The organism is Saliphagus sp. LR7 (genome assembly GCF_003344565.1).
Taxonomy (GTDB): Archaea; Halobacteriota; Halobacteria; order Halobacteriales; family Natrialbaceae; genus Saliphagus; species Saliphagus infecundisoli.
In genome coordinates, this window is the sequence record NZ_QPND01000032.1 from 13,178 (window position 1) to 28,124 (window position 14,947).

The following is a 14,947-nucleotide window of genomic DNA, read 5'->3' on the forward strand; positions in this document are numbered from 1 at the left end:
AACAGCACCATTATATATCGAGAGTTAGGAGTTGTAACGAAAGGGATGGGAGACCTTCTACACACACTTTCGACGGAGAACGTCGTCGGGTCGACGAGCATCGACCAGGAACTCGATCTCGAGTCGCTTGCGAACGATCTCGACGGCGCCTCGTTCGAGCCAGATCAGTTCCCGGGTGTCATCACGCGAACGACCGATCCCAAGGCTGCCTCGCTGATCTTCCGCTCGGGGAAGATCGTCTGTACCGGGGCCTCGTCAGTAGAGGACTTGACGACAGCGGTCGGGCTGACGTTCAAGAAACTTCGTCGATTGGGTCTCGATGTCCCAGAGGAGCCGGACGTCACGGTCCAGAACATCGTGACGAGCGGTGATCTCGGCACGTCGCTCAATCTCAACGCAATCGCGATCGGCCTCGGATTGGAGGCCGTTGAGTACGAACCTGAACAGTTTCCTGGGCTGGTCTATCGTCCCAACGACGTGGATGTCGTCATTTTGTTGTTCGGTAGTGGGAAGCTTGTCATCACCGGCGGAACTCAAGCAAGCGATGCCGAAGAGGCGATTACCACGGTTCAGTCACGGTTAGCCGATCTCGGACTGCTCGGGTAGGACTTTCACGACTCACTCGTGAACAGTGGCTCAACGTGTTCGGTAACTTCCCCAAAGATGAGAATTCCTTGAACGTTTTTGATTTCAATGGTGACTCAATCACCGATCTCTGTTTCAGGCACGATGGTCACGTAGCCCCGTTCGTCCGGGCAATACCGTCTCCTTGTTTCCGATATCCTCAATCTCGTCGTGCGGTTTTCCTAGTAAACCGATTTCCTCGTGAGAACCCCGAACATCCACACTGATCCCTATGAGTTTGAAACAGCGGTTGTATACAACCGTGACCAGATAAGTGATAGCAGACGGTTAGGAAATCCGATCAGGGTGGACTACTTGTCTCGGGTGAACTGGAGGAATCAACCCATTGCTATATATTTATCATAGGAAGAGCTATCTAAAGAAATTACGATCAGCTATCCGATGGCAACGTACTACAGCCGACGTAATGCACTCTCACTCCTTACCGCACTTGGTCTCGGAGCCGGGGTTTCGACGGGGAGTGCCGGTGCAAAGTCCGATACGCACGATGACGGCGGGCCGACACTGAATCGGCTTGCAACGACTGTTCGCGGTGCGGAGATCACCGGGATGTTCCTGACCAACAACGGTCGCTTCTTCTTCAATATCCAGCACCCGAGCGGGTCGAACGAGGATCCGTTCGATAAAGGGACTCTCGGAGCGCTCACGGGCGTTGATCTCCACGATCTCCCGAGCGACTTCGGGAGCGTTCCGGTTCCCGACGAGGGCGACATGACGACAGTTCACACGGCGGCGGGAGAGTACCAGCCGCTCGCAAACGGCGGTGATGAAACCGATGACGGGGAGGGGCTTGGGATTCCCTATAGCTCGGATGGGAACGCACTAACGAGCGCGAACAATCCGGATTTCAACGGGTTCGTTCCAGCGGACCATCCGAACGAAGGCTACCTATTCAGCAATTGGGAGGCTCGACCAGGAATGGTAAGTCGGCTCCACCTCAGGATGAAAGGCAGACGTGGAAACAGTCAGAACCACCAATGGGAGGTCCTCGGGAGCGAAAACGTCGACTTTCGGGATGTCGAAGGGACATGGACTAACTGTTTCGGTACTGTAAGTCCGTGGGGAACACCGCTTACCTCCGAAGAGTACGAACCCAATGCGAGAAACTGGTTCCGCAGTGGGAGCGGCGCAGACGCGATGTCATCCTATCTCGGGCGGTTCGCAAACGCCTACCGGTACGGGTATATCGTCGAGATCGAGGAGCCAACCGGCGACCCCGAACCGGTCAAACATTTCACGATGGGGCGATTCTCACACGAGAACTCGGTCGTGATGCCTGACGAGAAAACCGCCTACATGAGCGACGACGGGACCGGTACCGTCTTCTTCAAGTTCGTCGCCGACGAGGCAGGCGACCTCTCGGCGGGGACGCTGTATGCAGCGCAGGCGACACAGGACGACAGTACCGATGTGGCCGCGACAGGTTTCGATCTCGATTGGATCGAACTTGCCCACGGTACTGATGAGCAGATCGAAAGCTGGATCGCTGAATACGACGACCAGGAGCCGGGTCCGGACGCCGACTACGTCACCGACGCCGAGGTCGACGAGTGGGCGAACGGGAACGCCGACGACGACCGCGCGGCATTTCTCGAATCCCGTGCGGCCGCGGCGGCCGTCGGTGCAACCGACGAGTTCCGCAAAATGGAGGGCGTCAACATCCGTCGGGATGCGGTCCCGGGCGATTATCTCTATATGGCCATGTCCAACACCAATGCGACGATGGCCGACGGACAGGGCGATATCGCCATCGAGGGCGACAGCTGGGGCGCGATCTATCGGATGGAACTCGACAATGAGTTCGATGTCGAGCGCATGGAGCCAGTGATCACGGGCGGGCCCGAAGCGAACATCTGTGGGGGCTGTCCCTATGATGCACGTCCGGACTCCGCGAGTACGGTCTGTGAGGACTGCGCGTTCAATCCCATGCCGGATGAGGAAGACGAGGAGAAGGGCATTGTCGGTCGTGGCCTCGAGCGGATGAGCGAGTCGTTCGAGTCGGCACAGCCGTTCGACCCCGAGACAACGATCTCAGAACCAGACAACGTCGTTGTCATGGATGACGGACGTGTCGTGATCGGCGAGGATACCAGTAACGAAGGCCACGATCCACCGAACATGATCTGGATTTACGATCCCGGCGACGGTGAACGGGGCCCTGCAAAGAACCCCGGCCGCGGTCGTGGCCGAGGCCGACCATAATCGGGGACTCAATTCACTCTCAACGCGATCGCGATCCGATTCGGGTTGGAAGCCGTTGGGTACGAACCACAATTTACCGGGTTGGTCTCTCGCCTCGGCGACGTGAATGACGTCATCTTGTTGTTCGGAAGCGGGAAACCCGTTATCAATGGGGGAACTCAGCCAACCGACGCCGAAGACGCCATTACCGCGGTCCATTCACGGTTAGGCGATCTCGGATTGCTCGATTAGGGCCATCCAACCTCGCGGACGAAGCCCTCACTAGCCGAATGGGGTCCGCCGACACGGAAGCCTGGAATCACTCGTGGAGCGTGGGCTCAACGTGTTCGATGACCTCTCCAAAGGCGAGGGTCTCCTGGACGTTCTTGACCTCGATCGTCACCCGATCGCCGATCTCGGTCTCAGGCACGATAATCACGTAGCCACGCTCAACACGGGCAATGCCGTCTCCTTGCTTTCCAATGTCTTCGATGTCGACGGTCCGACGATCGCCCTCTGCAATCGGGGGTCCCTGGTCACGTCGTTCTGACTCCTCTTTCGACGTCTCCTGTGAGGGCGACGTAGAGCCAGAGGCAAGCAGTCCGACGCGATAGACCTCTCCTGGGCGAAGATCACCATCCGTGACCTCTCGAGTAGGAATTTCGATTCGATATGTCTCGTTATCGCTCTCGATCTCGGCACTGAACAAACACAACAACTCCTCAGGTATCTCCATACTGAATCTTCTAGGCGAGAATCATGCAACGATCATCTTGAGTCTACTGGTGACCAGAGAGCCCCGCATCGAGAAACGGGCCAGGATGTAGTTTGATCGGTGCAGGCGCGCCCCTTCGACTCTAAACAACCCGCTCTAGGGAGTTCCAATGAAAACAGACGGATGGCTTGGGTCCGCCTGTGGGGATGCACGGTAGTGTGGTGAATGCGACGCAACTTTGTAGCCCGTGCATGTGAATAACACATACCTGAGGTGATAAATATATCGGGGAAGGTGAATATAGTGATCTCTTCCCATATCTCTTAGCTGGACACCACAGAATGAGACTCGACAAGAGTTGACTTCCGTGGATCCATTATAGCAGAGTACTGAGCCCTGGCTGGCATGTACAGGCACCACACTCTCCTCTCTGCCTCTGGACTCATCACTGTGGCCGACCCTCCGTCCGACACTGCGGATGACGATAAGTCGCGGATTCTGATGGAGTACACCTGTTGGACGTGCGCCGGCCGGATGAGCAGGCAACCGCCTTGACTTGAGCCTGGTTGACGGGGGCTGTCCTCCAGATCGTTTTCGAAGCAGAATCCACGGTCGCCTCGCTTGAAACTCCTCGGTCGTCAGCGAACGTCCTGTGCGTTAGAGCGTGATCCCGTCCTGACCGGGCTCGCTGACCTGTTCGCTGGCAAGGATCTTGTTCGCCCGTCGGAGGCGCTCGGAGAGCGCCTGGTGGGAGATCTCGAGCTCGGCTGCGAGATCCTCAAGGGAGATCCGACGTGGGACGTCGTAATAACCCAGGTCGTAGGCTTCGTTGATTGCCTCTTCTTGGGCCTCGGTGAGTGCTGCGGTTTCCTCGAGGTCAGCGTTGCGGCCGGCCTCGACCATCCGCTTGACGTCGATGGTGAGTCCCTGCGCTTCGAGTTCGCCGACAGCCTCCGAGAGGAGGTTCCGCTCGGGGAAAAGCAGGCGGAACGTCCAGTTGTTAGCCGAACACTGTGCGTCGAGGATCGTCCCCTCGTTCGAGAAAATCGCCGAACACATGTTGCCGACCCCTGCGGCGTACTCGATCCGGTACAGGTTCTCATCAGTCTCGGAGTCCTCGAGGAGGTGATCGAACTCCGTGACCGACGAATCGTCGGTAAGTGCATCTTCGATTGCAGCCTGTGATTCGCCGGCGATCCAAACGAGTGGCATCGCTTGCTGGGGACCCTCGGCGACGATACTTTTGATCCGGATCTCAAGGTCGGGCAGCGCCTCGAACGTCTCGGCGAGTGCGACCTCATCGGAGGTGAGGGTGAGTTCGCTGACGGTCGTCATGCCGCCTCACCCCCTCGATCGGACCCGTCCGTTCGACCGGGCGCCCGATACACAAGCGAGACACCGCCACTATCGGCTAGCTGGGTATAGGTCATGGTTGGAACGGATAGGTACCGGGCCGACAATGCGCGGCCACCCGGATCGATCCTGTCCATCGATACATCTCCTGACCCGTTGCGTTGTAGCCCTGACTATTCCAGCGGTTTATATAGGGAAAGATAGCTCGAGACAAGGCCGCACCCGCACTGAGTGAGGAACCACCCACCAGTCTCTCCGTCAATGGCCACGCGCCACAGTATAGTAGCTGGATGGGATAGCCCAGAGTAATGGCGTACGAGAATCTCGATGCAGAACTCGTGAATGCATTATTAGACGACGGACGGGCGAGTCTGCGGAGCCTCGCTGCGGATTTGGACGTCTCAGTGACGACCGTCTCGAACCACCTCTCGGACCTCGAAGAGGAGGGTGTCATCGAGGGGTTCACTCCACGGCTCAATTACGATGCGCTCGGCTTCGACGTCACGGCAGTCATCCAACTCAAAGTTGAAGGGCACGCCCTTCCCGATATTACTGATCGGCTACGCAACTTCGAACAGATGACCAATGTCTACGAGGTCACAGGCGACTACGACGTGATCGCGATCGGTCGGTTCCGAGACACGGACGAGATGAACGACCAGATTAAGGCCTTACTGACTGATCCCGATATCAACGAATCCAACACCAGCGTCGTCCTCAACGCCGTCACCGAAAATGAGCAGTGCGAGCTAGCTCTTGAAGACGACTGAGCTATCGATTGGTCACGGACACGAGCGGCCCAAGAGAGGAAGTTCGTTGGACCCGAGATCTGTCATCGGTGTCGCCATCACTCTCACGAGACGAGACACTGAACACGTAGTCGGATGTGACGCCGGTGAGCTGGTTGTCATCGGTTTCGACGAAGAGCACGATCTTCCCGTTGTCTTCTGGGGCTTGGACAACTGTCCCCGTTCGCGACACCGTGTTCCCTGACCGCGTCGATTCGTATGCGATCTCGACCTCATCACCAGGTTCAACTTCCTCGTTCATACTCAGATTTCGAGTGCGAGGGGTTTATCGCTTTTTTCTTCGGTCTCTAACGCTCAACACACGAGTAACCAAATTATCGCCTCTGATAGTGAATTGGTTGCTACACGGGATAGCTCGCAATTTCCGTCGAATCGCAGACCGGGCACTGCTCAGTTTCACGGTCAACAGTGGTTCCACAGTGGCGACACTCATATCGTAGAGCGGATGGCTTGCGGCGATCAACGGCTGCTTTGACTCGCTGCGTGAGTGGGCACATAGTAGTACGTCGAAAGACCTCCTGACAGTTCGGATACTTCCAGATCTCTTCGCTGTCCTCGGCCTGAGCAGCGGGGTCTGCTTCCCACGCTGTCTATCGGTAGTTACATCGAAGAGTGGCGAGTGTAAATAGCCTTTCCAACCACAGTGAAAGTGGTTCTGAAAACAGGATAACGGCGGAGATGAGGGATACGCCCACTACGACTTCCGCACGTCATCACGCCCGCTCGTGGTGTTGTTCAATCCCCTGTGAGGGATGGAGGGTTTCACAGATGGCAGATCGACCAGCAACGGCAGTACGATCACGAGCAGAGGCGACCACTGATGTTCGATAATCTCCTACCGGGCGTCCGTCCCGAGGACTGCGAGCCCGATGAGTCCGATCTCCCGGCTGATCCAGACAGCTACTACGAGGCCCGAATCGAACACGAACTCGAACAGGAGATGGAGGCCCGCTGATGGGCGCTGTCACCTTCGAGACGCTCGCATTCGGTACAACCGCTGACGAGGCGTTCACCAGGGCCGTCGAGGACGCCAAGCATATGTACGGCCACAGCGGCTACACGGGAACAATCGCCGAGAAAACGTCGTTCACCGTTATCCCCGAAAGCGAGCACAAAGGCCGCCAGAAACTAACCGTTGCTCGTGAATTGATCGACGAAAGAGATCAGCGGATTCAGCGCAAGCGCGGTCCCGCTGGGGCGATCAACTGTTCGGGGACGAAAGCCGCCAAACGGTATCGCGAACAGCACGGACTCGAGGGCAAGCACGGCGACGTCTGGCTCTTCTTCGGCTGGGCCGCCCACTAACCGATTGACACGACATGGTGTGTTGGTCACTCTCCTGAGTGCTGAGAGAGTCGAACTGGATCCCTCAGAGTTACCCCCACACGTGCAGGCGACGATTCCGCTCGTGGGGTAACTGAGCGGCAACTCACCGTCCTCTCCGCGAACTAACCGATGTCACGATCAGTACACCCCACGACGAGTAGTGGCGACACTACCCCAGAGGTCGAACACGCTCGACAGGCGGAGTACGTCGCCTTCCTCCACCGTGCACCGTTCGTCATCGATGCCGCAAACATGGGGTTTCTCACGGGCTATCGCGAGGACTGTTCCTACCAGCAAGGCCAGTACCTCAATCTCGAGCTCTCGGTGGGGATGCTCGATAACGACTTTCGCAATCCCGATCTTGAGCGCTATATCGAGCGCTTTCGTGAGTGGGAACCCACCGTCGGAGTGATCGGTGATGCATATTCCACTGAAGAGGCCAACGAGTACGTCCAGGCCGTCCGAACGCTCCAAGAGGAGTATCCCGACACCGAGATCATCATCGCCCCCAAGTGTCGAGAGGCACTCGACGTCATTCCCGACGATATCACGCTGGGATATTCCTGTGGGGCCGCAGACCTCCTCGCTCACGAGTTCTCCGATCCCGCAGACTGGCGCGGGCGGCGCGTCCATCTCCTCGGCGGCAGTCCACACAAACAACTCGACGCGATCGAGCAGCTGACCCAGCCAACGCTCACCGGAGATCCGCCCGCACAGATCGTCGGCGTTGATTGGAACGGGCTGCATCGCGGGGCGCAGTTCGGCGAGTTCTGGACCGCTGACGGCTGGGACGATAGCGGTCGTGACGCCGAGCACGTCACCGTTCGGAAGCTCGTGCGTCACAGCCTTGGTCGGATCGAAGCCTTCTGGCAAGCACAGGGCGTCTGGCCCGAGACGGGACCGTACGGCGACAGCGAGCCTCTTGAGTACGAGGGGCCGACACCGAACGATCTCAAACGATCGGCGTGTACAGCCTGTTCAGCGAACGTCTGGACAGCTGAGCGTGGCCCGATTGTTGCCGAGTACGGTACTGGTGACGTTCGAGGGTACTGCTCGCACGAGTGCTACTTCGAACACCGAACGCGGAACCGCCTCGAGGAAGCCGTCGACGAACGCAGTGTCTTCCTCCCCCAGTGAGCTAGGTTTCACTTGAAAACCGGTGTGCTCCGCATCGTGGTGTTGATGTACCCCTGAGAGGGGTGAGGCGCTTTCGAGCAGGCGAGAGCGTCAACACGAGTGATTCCAATGTCTGTGAATACAGAGTCGACAGCATCGTTCGACGAGACGGAGACGCGAAGCGACGAGATGAACAGCACGATCGAAAATGGATCGACGACCTTGCCACCGACGTCGACGAGGCGGCGGCCAGCGCGGAGTTCCAAGAGTGGCTCGACGTCCAGAGTCGCTTCCACGACTACTCCCATCGCAATACCCTTCTCATCAAACTCCAGTGTCCCGAAGCGAGTCGCGTCGCAGGGTACAACACGTGGCGCAACGAGTTCGACCGCCATGTCCAGGAAGGCGAAAGCGCGATCTGGATCTGGGCGCCGATCATCACCAAGCAGTGTCCCGAGTGCGAAAACTCGCCCAGTTACCACGACAACAGCGACTGTGAGTACGATGAGACACCGCCCGAAGAGTGGTCGAAAGGCCTCGTCGGATTTCGACCCGCTTTTGTCTTCGACATCTCCCAAACTGAGGGCGAGCCGCTGCCTGACCTCGAGACCGAGGCGACTGGTGACCCCGGTGGGCTGGTTCCGGCTCTCCTCGAGAGTGCAGATTCGCTGGGGGTCGAGACTCGGATCGTCCCTCCAGATGAGTGGAACTACGGGGAAGCGAAGGGAGTCTGTAAACGCCGGAGCATGATGACGATGCATCCGCAAGTCGAGGTCAAAGATCGAGAGAATCAGGCCGACCTCGCAAATACGCTTATCCACGAGTACGCCCATGCGATTCTCCACTTCAAGGTCGAAGACGAAACCGAGCGGTCGAAACGCGAACTTGAAGCGGAAGCCGTCGCCTACGTCGTCGGGCGGTACTTCGGGGTAGACACGAGCGGATCAGCGTTCTACCTCGCTGCTTGGAGCGGTGACGATGCAGAGGTAATCACGGATCGACTTGGACGGATCAGCCACACGGCACAAGAGCTAATTGAGACGCTCGAGAAGTAGTACTGAATCGCAATACAATAGTTGATTGGGTCTGAGGAATCAGTAAGGTCATCGACTCCCAGGGAAAATCTGGCGGCATAGACGTTACTTGGCTCAATTCCCCACAACTTCAGAGGAGTCGATGATAATGGTTCGGTGCCCGCAAGGACTGCCGCGAGCGCTCTCTCGAAGATGTGCGGGCGATCGTCTACTACCACCCGACCGGGAGGCCTACGCCGTGGAGATCGACAGCGAACTCGAGCGCGTCTATGGCTCGAAGACGAAGCTGACTGAGGACTGGTCGTGGATCTACGAGCCCCTAGTCCTGGAAGTGATGTTCGACGAGTACGGCTACGATGCCGTCCCCGAACCCGAAGGATTTTAAATTTGACAGTTTCCACGACGACCGTAGCTTGGAGACGACTTGCTGATGTACTACCCTGCGACCGGCAGGAGCATCTCTTCGGTTTCGTCTACAGAGATCAAGCTCAGCGAGGGTGAGAATACCGACTCGAACGGCGCCGCTCTGAGGACGACTTTCGACCCGCTGCGGAAGCCGTTGTGATCGCCGGCGAAGAACCCGAACCCGACCCGGATGTCGCCCCTCAATCGCTAACCGAACCCCAGGGAAGAAGTCGTTAGCGAGCAGAGGCAAGACGACGACAGCGGTGAAAAAGGAGGTCCAGACTACAAGAAGAATATCTTAATTCTGATTTAACAGGTTCCCTTTGTCGTATTTATCATCTATTGAACATTTGTGCGTGCTTGACGACGACACAGCCCGCTAACGAAGAGTGTATTTTGAGCAATCCCTTTCGAGAACACAGACATCTGTTCAAGAACAACATCATCCCGGTTTAATGATACACCACCTGTAACATCGAGAGGGAGCCGGTTAACTGAACTCAATGGCTCAGCAAAATGTTCCGGCAAGTTGGGTGTAGTCTCGTTCATTAATTTTGCGGCCCGGCCGTATAGAGGATTATCCACGCAAATGAGATTAGCCGCACCTGGATATGCGCTTAGATCTATCTCTCTCGGGTTAGCTAGATACTGCGGGTCTCCTAGCATCGTTAGAAGCTGCAGTCCGCTCTGTTGCTTATATGCACCAGGGGATTGTTCTAGCTCACTGAAAAACTCTCTATACGGAGAATCGTCAACTGGGATATCAGTGAACACGTATCCGCACTTTGTGGGGGTGAACTGGTCTTCTCGCCACTGGGTTTCAATCCAAAATATTCCATAAGGATGTGTTGTATATGCTACGGCAGTAAGGTTAGAATCGAATAAAATATCCTTTTGAGATTCGTCGTAATTATGGGCCTGCTCTAGCTTACTTTCAACTTCTTGAATATTATCCAAATCCTCTAAGAACCAGCGATGGTCTCTCGCCATTGCCTGGCATTCACCCAGTTTTATTGTATATCCCAAGGTCGAGTGGTCGAGCGAGATGTTAGTCAATCTTTCTGCAAGTTCGAGTACATCCGAAATTTCCTCAACAGTTGAGGCGTAAAGCCTAGAATCCACATGGTAGAGGACAGATTTGCCCATCTCATGCTCTAATCCACCGGGACCGAATACAAACAATGACCCAGGATGACAGGTCGAAATAAACCAATTTTCCGGTGAACGAATCTCTGGAGGATCGGAACGCTCCTCCACATCGAAATTCAAATCGACTCGTTGTTCGATATCGGAGGTGTAGAGGCTTATTTCGGCTTTATTCCAACGGTTGAAGAAATGCACAATCTGTTCGGTCGTCATTGGCTCAGTACTATCACCGACTCGAATCCACGGTTCGTAGTCACCGGTGACCTTAAACTCAATCGGTTTTCGAGTTGCCCGATTTACATCTATCCGAAGGATTGACTCTCCCGAGTAGTCCACAAATTGAAATTCCAATAACCGGTTTAATGGCGGTCGTGTATACTCTAAGGCCAATTGTGTGAGATGGAGCTTTGCCTCAGAATCAATAGAGAATCCCTGTATTCGAAGACCATTTTCTTGCTCTTTTCTAACACCTACAATCACCGTTCCACCAGATTGGTTCGCCATTCCAGAGAGGACTTTAATTACCTTCTTCCGTCCGTCCTTTCTTTCGAGGATTTCTTTAGATTTGAAATCAATATTTTCCGATTCGACGCCAGGTTGAGAACCGAACCGTTCAATCAAGTGTATGGTTTCTCGCTCCCTCCTCATGAGACGTAGGTTAGAAATTCAATTATAAGAGAGTACCTGTGGTAAGAGAAACGAAGAGCTAAGTTCGACTATTCACTTGTTCCTTCCCTCATGAGTCTCTATAACGAAACTATTTGAGAAAGATGTCATAGAACAGTTCACATGAGACTCGATCGCCACGATTCAAATCGGTTAATATGACTGGGACGGCGTCCATGGACGCGTAACCGGGAGGCTCAGTATGTATCGCCAATTTTACTCGTTCTTGGGGGCGCCAAGGATGCACGCAGAGACGATCACCGCCTCTTTCGGAACGTCGTGGCATCGTCATCCATTCGTATTCAGTTAATCCTACTTCCGCGGTTTAGCAGAGAGGCGGTTCGAGGTCGTTTTCGCGTGTTACAGAGGGAGTCCTTCTGCAGCGTCTGTGCCCTTTCAGCGGTAATGGGTTCCCGCGCTGGGTCCACGGTGAAGCGTGACTAATCGATGACGTCCCACCGGCTGGTCAATCAAAACCGACAGACTGCCCCGCCTCCCAGGAGATCGTGCTACTCGTTCAGATTGAACCGCGGAAGTAGGATTAAATTAGATCCAGAAATAGATTCCTCGTAGAGACTATATAGGGGAGAAATTTTAAGACATCTGATCTGTAATACAGGCTTGATGCTTGAAGAACGTGAATATGAGGGGTACTGGTGGTTACCTGAAGAGTTCGATGAAAGGGTGGGCGGCGAGCTCACATTTTCACAGGAAGACGGAATTCATCTCCGCCTGTTTTCTGCCCTTGATCAGGAAAAACATAAGAGGGTAGCGTTTGACAATATCTTCGGGCTTGCGACCAGTGGCGAAAAAATCACTCTAAAAGATACCATACGTTGTGGTTATTCTGATAGTCACATGTATGGGGCTCAGATAATGTCAACTGAATACAAATCGGACCATCTTTATGTAGGTGAACTGTTCGAGGAAGAGCCTGTATTTGATTCATTAAAATTTGAATTTCCATTGCTTTTTGAATGGATGGACAAATCAGGGATAACAACTGATGAAATTAAAGACGAGGACCCAGAAGGATTTGGTAGAACCCGAATAGAGCATGAATTGCCTGGTTCCTACTCAACTGATTTAGAAGAGTTCCAAATTAAGTTACACTCTCATGCTAATCATAAGACTAAGACAGGATTGAAATCAATAGAGGAAGATGCCTATTTCCTTATAGATTTAATAGAATCTGAAGACGAGGGATTTTCTTTTGAGGAAGCAAAGGAGTTCACGCACCAGTTGCAGTCCTTTGTGACCTTTGCTATGAGTGAAGAAGTTCATCCGAAAGACGTAGTCGGCCAGATCAAGCTTTCTGGTATGCCTCCGGTTAAAGAAGTCGATGTGTTATATCCGACTGGCGGCGATCCCAATAATCCGCAAAGCATAGATCCAAACACCGAAAACTTCCTGCTTACAGATATTGAAGATCGATTCTCTGATGTGATGGGGACGTGGTTCGAGCGTTATGATGAATTAAAACCGGTTTTCTCGCTCTTCTTCAGCACTAGATATAATTCTAGTATGTATGTGGAGAACGAGTTCCTAAGTTTGACTAGAGGGATCGAATCCTATCATAGAATGGGTGATGAAGGAGCGTACTTAGAGCCAGATGATTTCAATGAATACTATGAATATTTGGTGGATGACATCCCTGAAGACTTCGATCAGAGCTTTAAAGACCATCTTAGGGAAGGAACTTTCAAATATGCAAATGGATATTCGCTTCGCAAAAGATTGGAACTTCTGGGGGAGGAGCATCAGGATGTTTTAGAGGTTCTGCCAATTGATTTCTCAGAATATGTAAACCCGATAAAAAACGCCCGGAATAATCTAACTCATCGAGAGACAGGAGAGGCGCCGGATGTAGATGATCTACTTTATTACATCACTATTTTGGAGGCGTTGGTTGAAATTATTTTGTTGAAGGAACTCGATATCCCGCAGCGGCAGATCATGGAGAATATTGACATCCATTATGAGGAGAGCTTGAAGGAGTTTTGAAGGGAGGTAGCGTTTGACGGCTTTAATCTCTAACAAATTACAGGGTGTCATAGAGCTCTTCACACAGCCCAGGAGTAACCCGAGACACGGCCGCCTGAGAAGGAGGTGTTTTCACTGATTTTCAGAATCAGCGGTAGGGGACCCCTCAACCGATAGTAGAACCCCATGCCAACCGTTCTATGACACCCTCTATAAACCTCTGGCTTGGGAGAGAGTATCTGCTATCAGGGAAGTCAATTCCTTCCTATACCAGCGATTGGATCGAGCACGACATTGAAGAGGGGTCTTCGAGCGTGGAAGCCCGGGGTCCGACGTCGATGTATACAGTCGACCGAATATATGCACACTCGACGTCGTCGACGACCCCCCGGTGTGCATAGATCGGCGTCGATCGTGACCCCTTTCAGCCCGGCCACTGAGCCGGACTAATCGGCCTTTATACCGCACACCCATTTCAGGTAGTCGAGATCGACGGGTTCGTACCCCCCGTATGCACATTCGTTTATATGCCGACGAAACGGACGACCCTCAGACTCAGCGACGAGCGCCAGCAGCTGCTCGAGGAAGCGAGTGAGATTATCGCCGGCGGCCCCGAGGACGACCCGCCGATAGCCGACGTGATCGACGCAGCGCTCACTCACCTCGTCGAGAGTGAAGAAAACATCTAGAACACTCGTGACGAGCATCCGCCTCACGTCATCCAGGAGATCGCGAACACGAGTTTTCTCGCGCTCTGGTACCGGACGAGAGTCGGAAGTCGGTGGCGCTGAGAAACAAATTTCAGCCCACACTCTACTGATGTCGAACTTGCTACAGACTACCGATATTGCCTTAGGAGGGCCAGACGTTCTCTTGAATTTCCCAGCTGTGAACATCTGGGCGAGAGTCTGCCCATTTTCAGGGACACTCGTTCGAATGTATGATGACTGAGAAGTTCTCTCCATGGTGTGAGGATGCGGGTTATCGGTAAAGATATCCGTCTACCTGATGATTCCTTCGGCACCGTGTTCAAGTGTGAGACTCATTAACAAAAACATGGTAGAATAGCCAATGACTCTGGACCACCAAACCAACCCGACCAACGTCGTGTTAGAGCTGGTCACCGACCAGTGCAGACGAAAGGTCCTCCACTACCTGATCGCAGCCGGTAATCAACCAGTCACTCTCGATGAATTAACCGACGGAATCTACCCCGGGAAAACACCCCCTGAATCGGGGGTTCAGCCATCCCCACTCGACTCACGGTACGACTCCAAAGAGCACCTCACACTCGCGCTCCAGCACTCGCATCTCCCGAAACTCGAGGCAGCGGGTGTCATCGAATACGACACTCGCAGTCGGATTGTTCGCTACCACTCAACGCCGCGCCTCGAGACGCTCCTCGCCTTCATTGCCAACGAACTCGAGTGACTCTTACTGACGGCTAAAAGTTCATAGAGTTCGAGTCAGTAATGGCCGTATGGCCAATCTGGAGAACGTCTCTACCGAAGACCTCCGCCAGATCTTGGCGGAGGTCGATGACGGTGCAGCAGTACAGCGGCTGATGG

The 14,947-nt window shown here is 54.2% G+C and carries 14 protein-coding genes and 3 pseudogenes; 12 read left to right on the top strand and 5 right to left on the bottom strand.

What is annotated here, in order from left to right:
• The first annotated feature begins 45 nt into the window (after nucleotides 1-45).
• From DVH23_RS21255 to DVH23_RS21265, 3 genes and pseudogenes are all read left to right on the top strand, one after another.
• Nucleotides 46-606 (top strand): TATA-box-binding protein, encoded by a 561-nt coding sequence (locus DVH23_RS21255; RefSeq protein ID WP_114579376.1) that lies wholly within the window; start codon nucleotides 46-48, stop codon nucleotides 604-606.
• 981 nt (nucleotides 607-1,587) lie between these two features.
• The gene (locus DVH23_RS21260; RefSeq protein WP_232833878.1) at nucleotides 1,588-2,847 is read left to right on the top strand and encodes an alkaline phosphatase PhoX; all 1,260 of its coding nucleotides are present in this window, start codon (nucleotides 1,588-1,590) and stop codon (nucleotides 2,845-2,847) included.
• 18 nt (nucleotides 2,848-2,865) lie between these two features.
• Nucleotides 2,866-3,078 (top strand): annotated as a pseudogene (locus DVH23_RS21265) (TATA-box-binding protein); the annotation flags it as partial.
• A 67-nt stretch (nucleotides 3,079-3,145) separates the two neighbouring features.
• Here DVH23_RS21265 and DVH23_RS21270 read toward each other — a convergent pair.
• Together DVH23_RS21270 and DVH23_RS21275 are read right to left on the bottom strand one after the other, a co-directional pair.
• The gene (locus DVH23_RS21270) at nucleotides 3,146-3,562 is read right to left on the bottom strand and encodes a TRAM domain-containing protein (RefSeq protein ID WP_114579379.1); all 417 of its coding nucleotides are present in this window, start codon (nucleotides 3,560-3,562) and stop codon (nucleotides 3,146-3,148) included.
• A gap of 636 nt (nucleotides 3,563-4,198) precedes the next feature.
• A complete protein-coding gene (locus DVH23_RS21275) occupies nucleotides 4,199-4,876 on the bottom strand; it encodes a helix-turn-helix domain-containing protein (RefSeq protein ID WP_114579380.1) in 678 nt (225 codons plus the stop codon).
• A gap of 326 nt (nucleotides 4,877-5,202) precedes the next feature.
• Here DVH23_RS21275 and lrp point away from each other — a divergent pair, with 326 nt between their 5' ends.
• A complete protein-coding gene (gene lrp, locus DVH23_RS21280; protein ID WP_114579381.1) occupies nucleotides 5,203-5,664 on the top strand; it encodes an HTH-type transcriptional regulator Lrp in 462 nt (153 codons plus the stop codon).
• Nucleotide 5,665: 1 nt separating this feature from the next.
• On the opposite strand, the gene DVH23_RS21285 is transcribed toward lrp, so the two are convergent.
• Nucleotides 5,666-5,944, bottom strand: coding sequence for a hypothetical protein (locus DVH23_RS21285; protein WP_114579382.1), 279 nt, complete (start codon nucleotides 5,942-5,944; stop codon nucleotides 5,666-5,668).
• A 579-nt stretch (nucleotides 5,945-6,523) separates the two neighbouring features.
• Between DVH23_RS21285 and DVH23_RS25080 the strand changes: the two genes are divergently transcribed.
• The 5 genes and pseudogenes from DVH23_RS25080 (at nucleotide 6,524) to DVH23_RS23920 (ending at nucleotide 9,564) form a co-directional block, all read left to right on the top strand.
• The gene (locus tag DVH23_RS25080) at nucleotides 6,524-6,658 is read left to right on the top strand and encodes a hypothetical protein (RefSeq protein ID WP_255565297.1); all 135 of its coding nucleotides are present in this window, start codon (nucleotides 6,524-6,526) and stop codon (nucleotides 6,656-6,658) included.
• Nucleotides 6,658-7,008, top strand: a complete 351-nt coding sequence (locus tag DVH23_RS21290) for a hypothetical protein (RefSeq protein ID WP_114579383.1) — start codon at nucleotides 6,658-6,660, stop codon at nucleotides 7,006-7,008. Before DVH23_RS25080 ends, DVH23_RS21290 begins: the two co-directional genes overlap by 1 nt.
• A 150-nt stretch (nucleotides 7,009-7,158) precedes the next feature.
• On the top strand, nucleotides 7,159-8,166 hold the full coding sequence (locus tag DVH23_RS21295; protein ID WP_114579384.1) for a DUF6610 family protein: 1,008 nt from the start codon (nucleotides 7,159-7,161) through the stop codon (nucleotides 8,164-8,166).
• A 108-nt stretch (nucleotides 8,167-8,274) separates the two neighbouring features.
• Nucleotides 8,275-9,200: pseudogene (locus tag DVH23_RS21300) on the top strand (ArdC-like ssDNA-binding domain-containing protein).
• A gap of 217 nt (nucleotides 9,201-9,417) precedes the next feature.
• Entirely contained in the window at nucleotides 9,418-9,564 is a 147-nt protein-coding gene (locus DVH23_RS23920) for a hypothetical protein (RefSeq protein ID WP_157972556.1), read from the top strand.
• 50 nt (nucleotides 9,565-9,614) lie between these two features.
• Here DVH23_RS23920 and DVH23_RS23925 read toward each other — a convergent pair whose 3' ends face one another.
• Together DVH23_RS23925 and DVH23_RS21305 are read right to left on the bottom strand one after the other, a co-directional pair.
• Entirely contained in the window at nucleotides 9,615-9,788 is a 174-nt protein-coding gene (locus DVH23_RS23925; protein ID WP_157972557.1) for a hypothetical protein, read from the bottom strand.
• A gap of 135 nt (nucleotides 9,789-9,923) precedes the next feature.
• Nucleotides 9,924-11,351 (bottom strand): helix-turn-helix domain-containing protein, encoded by a 1,428-nt coding sequence (locus DVH23_RS21305; RefSeq protein ID WP_157972558.1) that lies wholly within the window; start codon nucleotides 11,349-11,351, stop codon nucleotides 9,924-9,926.
• A 669-nt stretch (nucleotides 11,352-12,020) separates the two neighbouring features.
• Here DVH23_RS21305 and DVH23_RS21310 point away from each other — a divergent pair.
• The 3 genes and pseudogenes from DVH23_RS21310 (at nucleotide 12,021) to DVH23_RS21320 (ending at nucleotide 14,810) form a co-directional block, all read left to right on the top strand.
• A complete protein-coding gene (locus tag DVH23_RS21310) occupies nucleotides 12,021-13,400 on the top strand; it encodes a HEPN domain-containing protein (RefSeq protein ID WP_114579386.1) in 1,380 nt (459 codons plus the stop codon).
• A 506-nt stretch (nucleotides 13,401-13,906) separates the two neighbouring features.
• Nucleotides 13,907-14,170: pseudogene (locus tag DVH23_RS25355) on the top strand (hypothetical protein).
• A 280-nt stretch (nucleotides 14,171-14,450) separates the two neighbouring features.
• The gene (locus DVH23_RS21320) at nucleotides 14,451-14,810 is read left to right on the top strand and encodes a hypothetical protein (RefSeq protein ID WP_114579387.1); all 360 of its coding nucleotides are present in this window, start codon (nucleotides 14,451-14,453) and stop codon (nucleotides 14,808-14,810) included.
• Nucleotides 14,811-14,947 lie beyond the last annotated feature (137 nt).

Excerpts from the sequence above, each read along its gene's own strand:
- DVH23_RS21260 (WP_232833878.1), top strand. The coding sequence starts at position 1,588 with ATGAAAGGCAGACGTGGAAACAGTCAGAACCACCAATGGGAGGTCCTC.
- DVH23_RS21320 (WP_114579387.1), top strand. The coding sequence starts at position 14,451 with ATGACTCTGGACCACCAAACCAACCCGACCAACGTCGTGTTAGAGCTG.
- DVH23_RS21285 (WP_114579382.1), bottom strand. The coding sequence starts at position 5,944 with ATGAACGAGGAAGTTGAACCTGGTGATGAGGTCGAGATCGCATACGAA.
- DVH23_RS21310 (WP_114579386.1), top strand. The coding sequence starts at position 12,021 with ATGCTTGAAGAACGTGAATATGAGGGGTACTGGTGGTTACCTGAAGAG.
- DVH23_RS21295 (WP_114579384.1), top strand. The coding sequence starts at position 7,159 with ATGTCACGATCAGTACACCCCACGACGAGTAGTGGCGACACTACCCCA.
- DVH23_RS25080 (WP_255565297.1), top strand. The coding sequence starts at position 6,524 with ATGTTCGATAATCTCCTACCGGGCGTCCGTCCCGAGGACTGCGAGCCC.
- DVH23_RS21270 (WP_114579379.1), bottom strand. The coding sequence starts at position 3,562 with ATGGAGATACCTGAGGAGTTGTTGTGTTTGTTCAGTGCCGAGATCGAG.
- DVH23_RS21255 (WP_114579376.1), top strand. The coding sequence starts at position 46 with ATGGGAGACCTTCTACACACACTTTCGACGGAGAACGTCGTCGGGTCG.
- DVH23_RS21275 (WP_114579380.1), bottom strand. The coding sequence starts at position 4,876 with ATGACGACCGTCAGCGAACTCACCCTCACCTCCGATGAGGTCGCACTC.
- lrp (WP_114579381.1), top strand. The coding sequence starts at position 5,203 with ATGGCGTACGAGAATCTCGATGCAGAACTCGTGAATGCATTATTAGAC.
- DVH23_RS21290 (WP_114579383.1), top strand. The coding sequence starts at position 6,658 with ATGGGCGCTGTCACCTTCGAGACGCTCGCATTCGGTACAACCGCTGAC.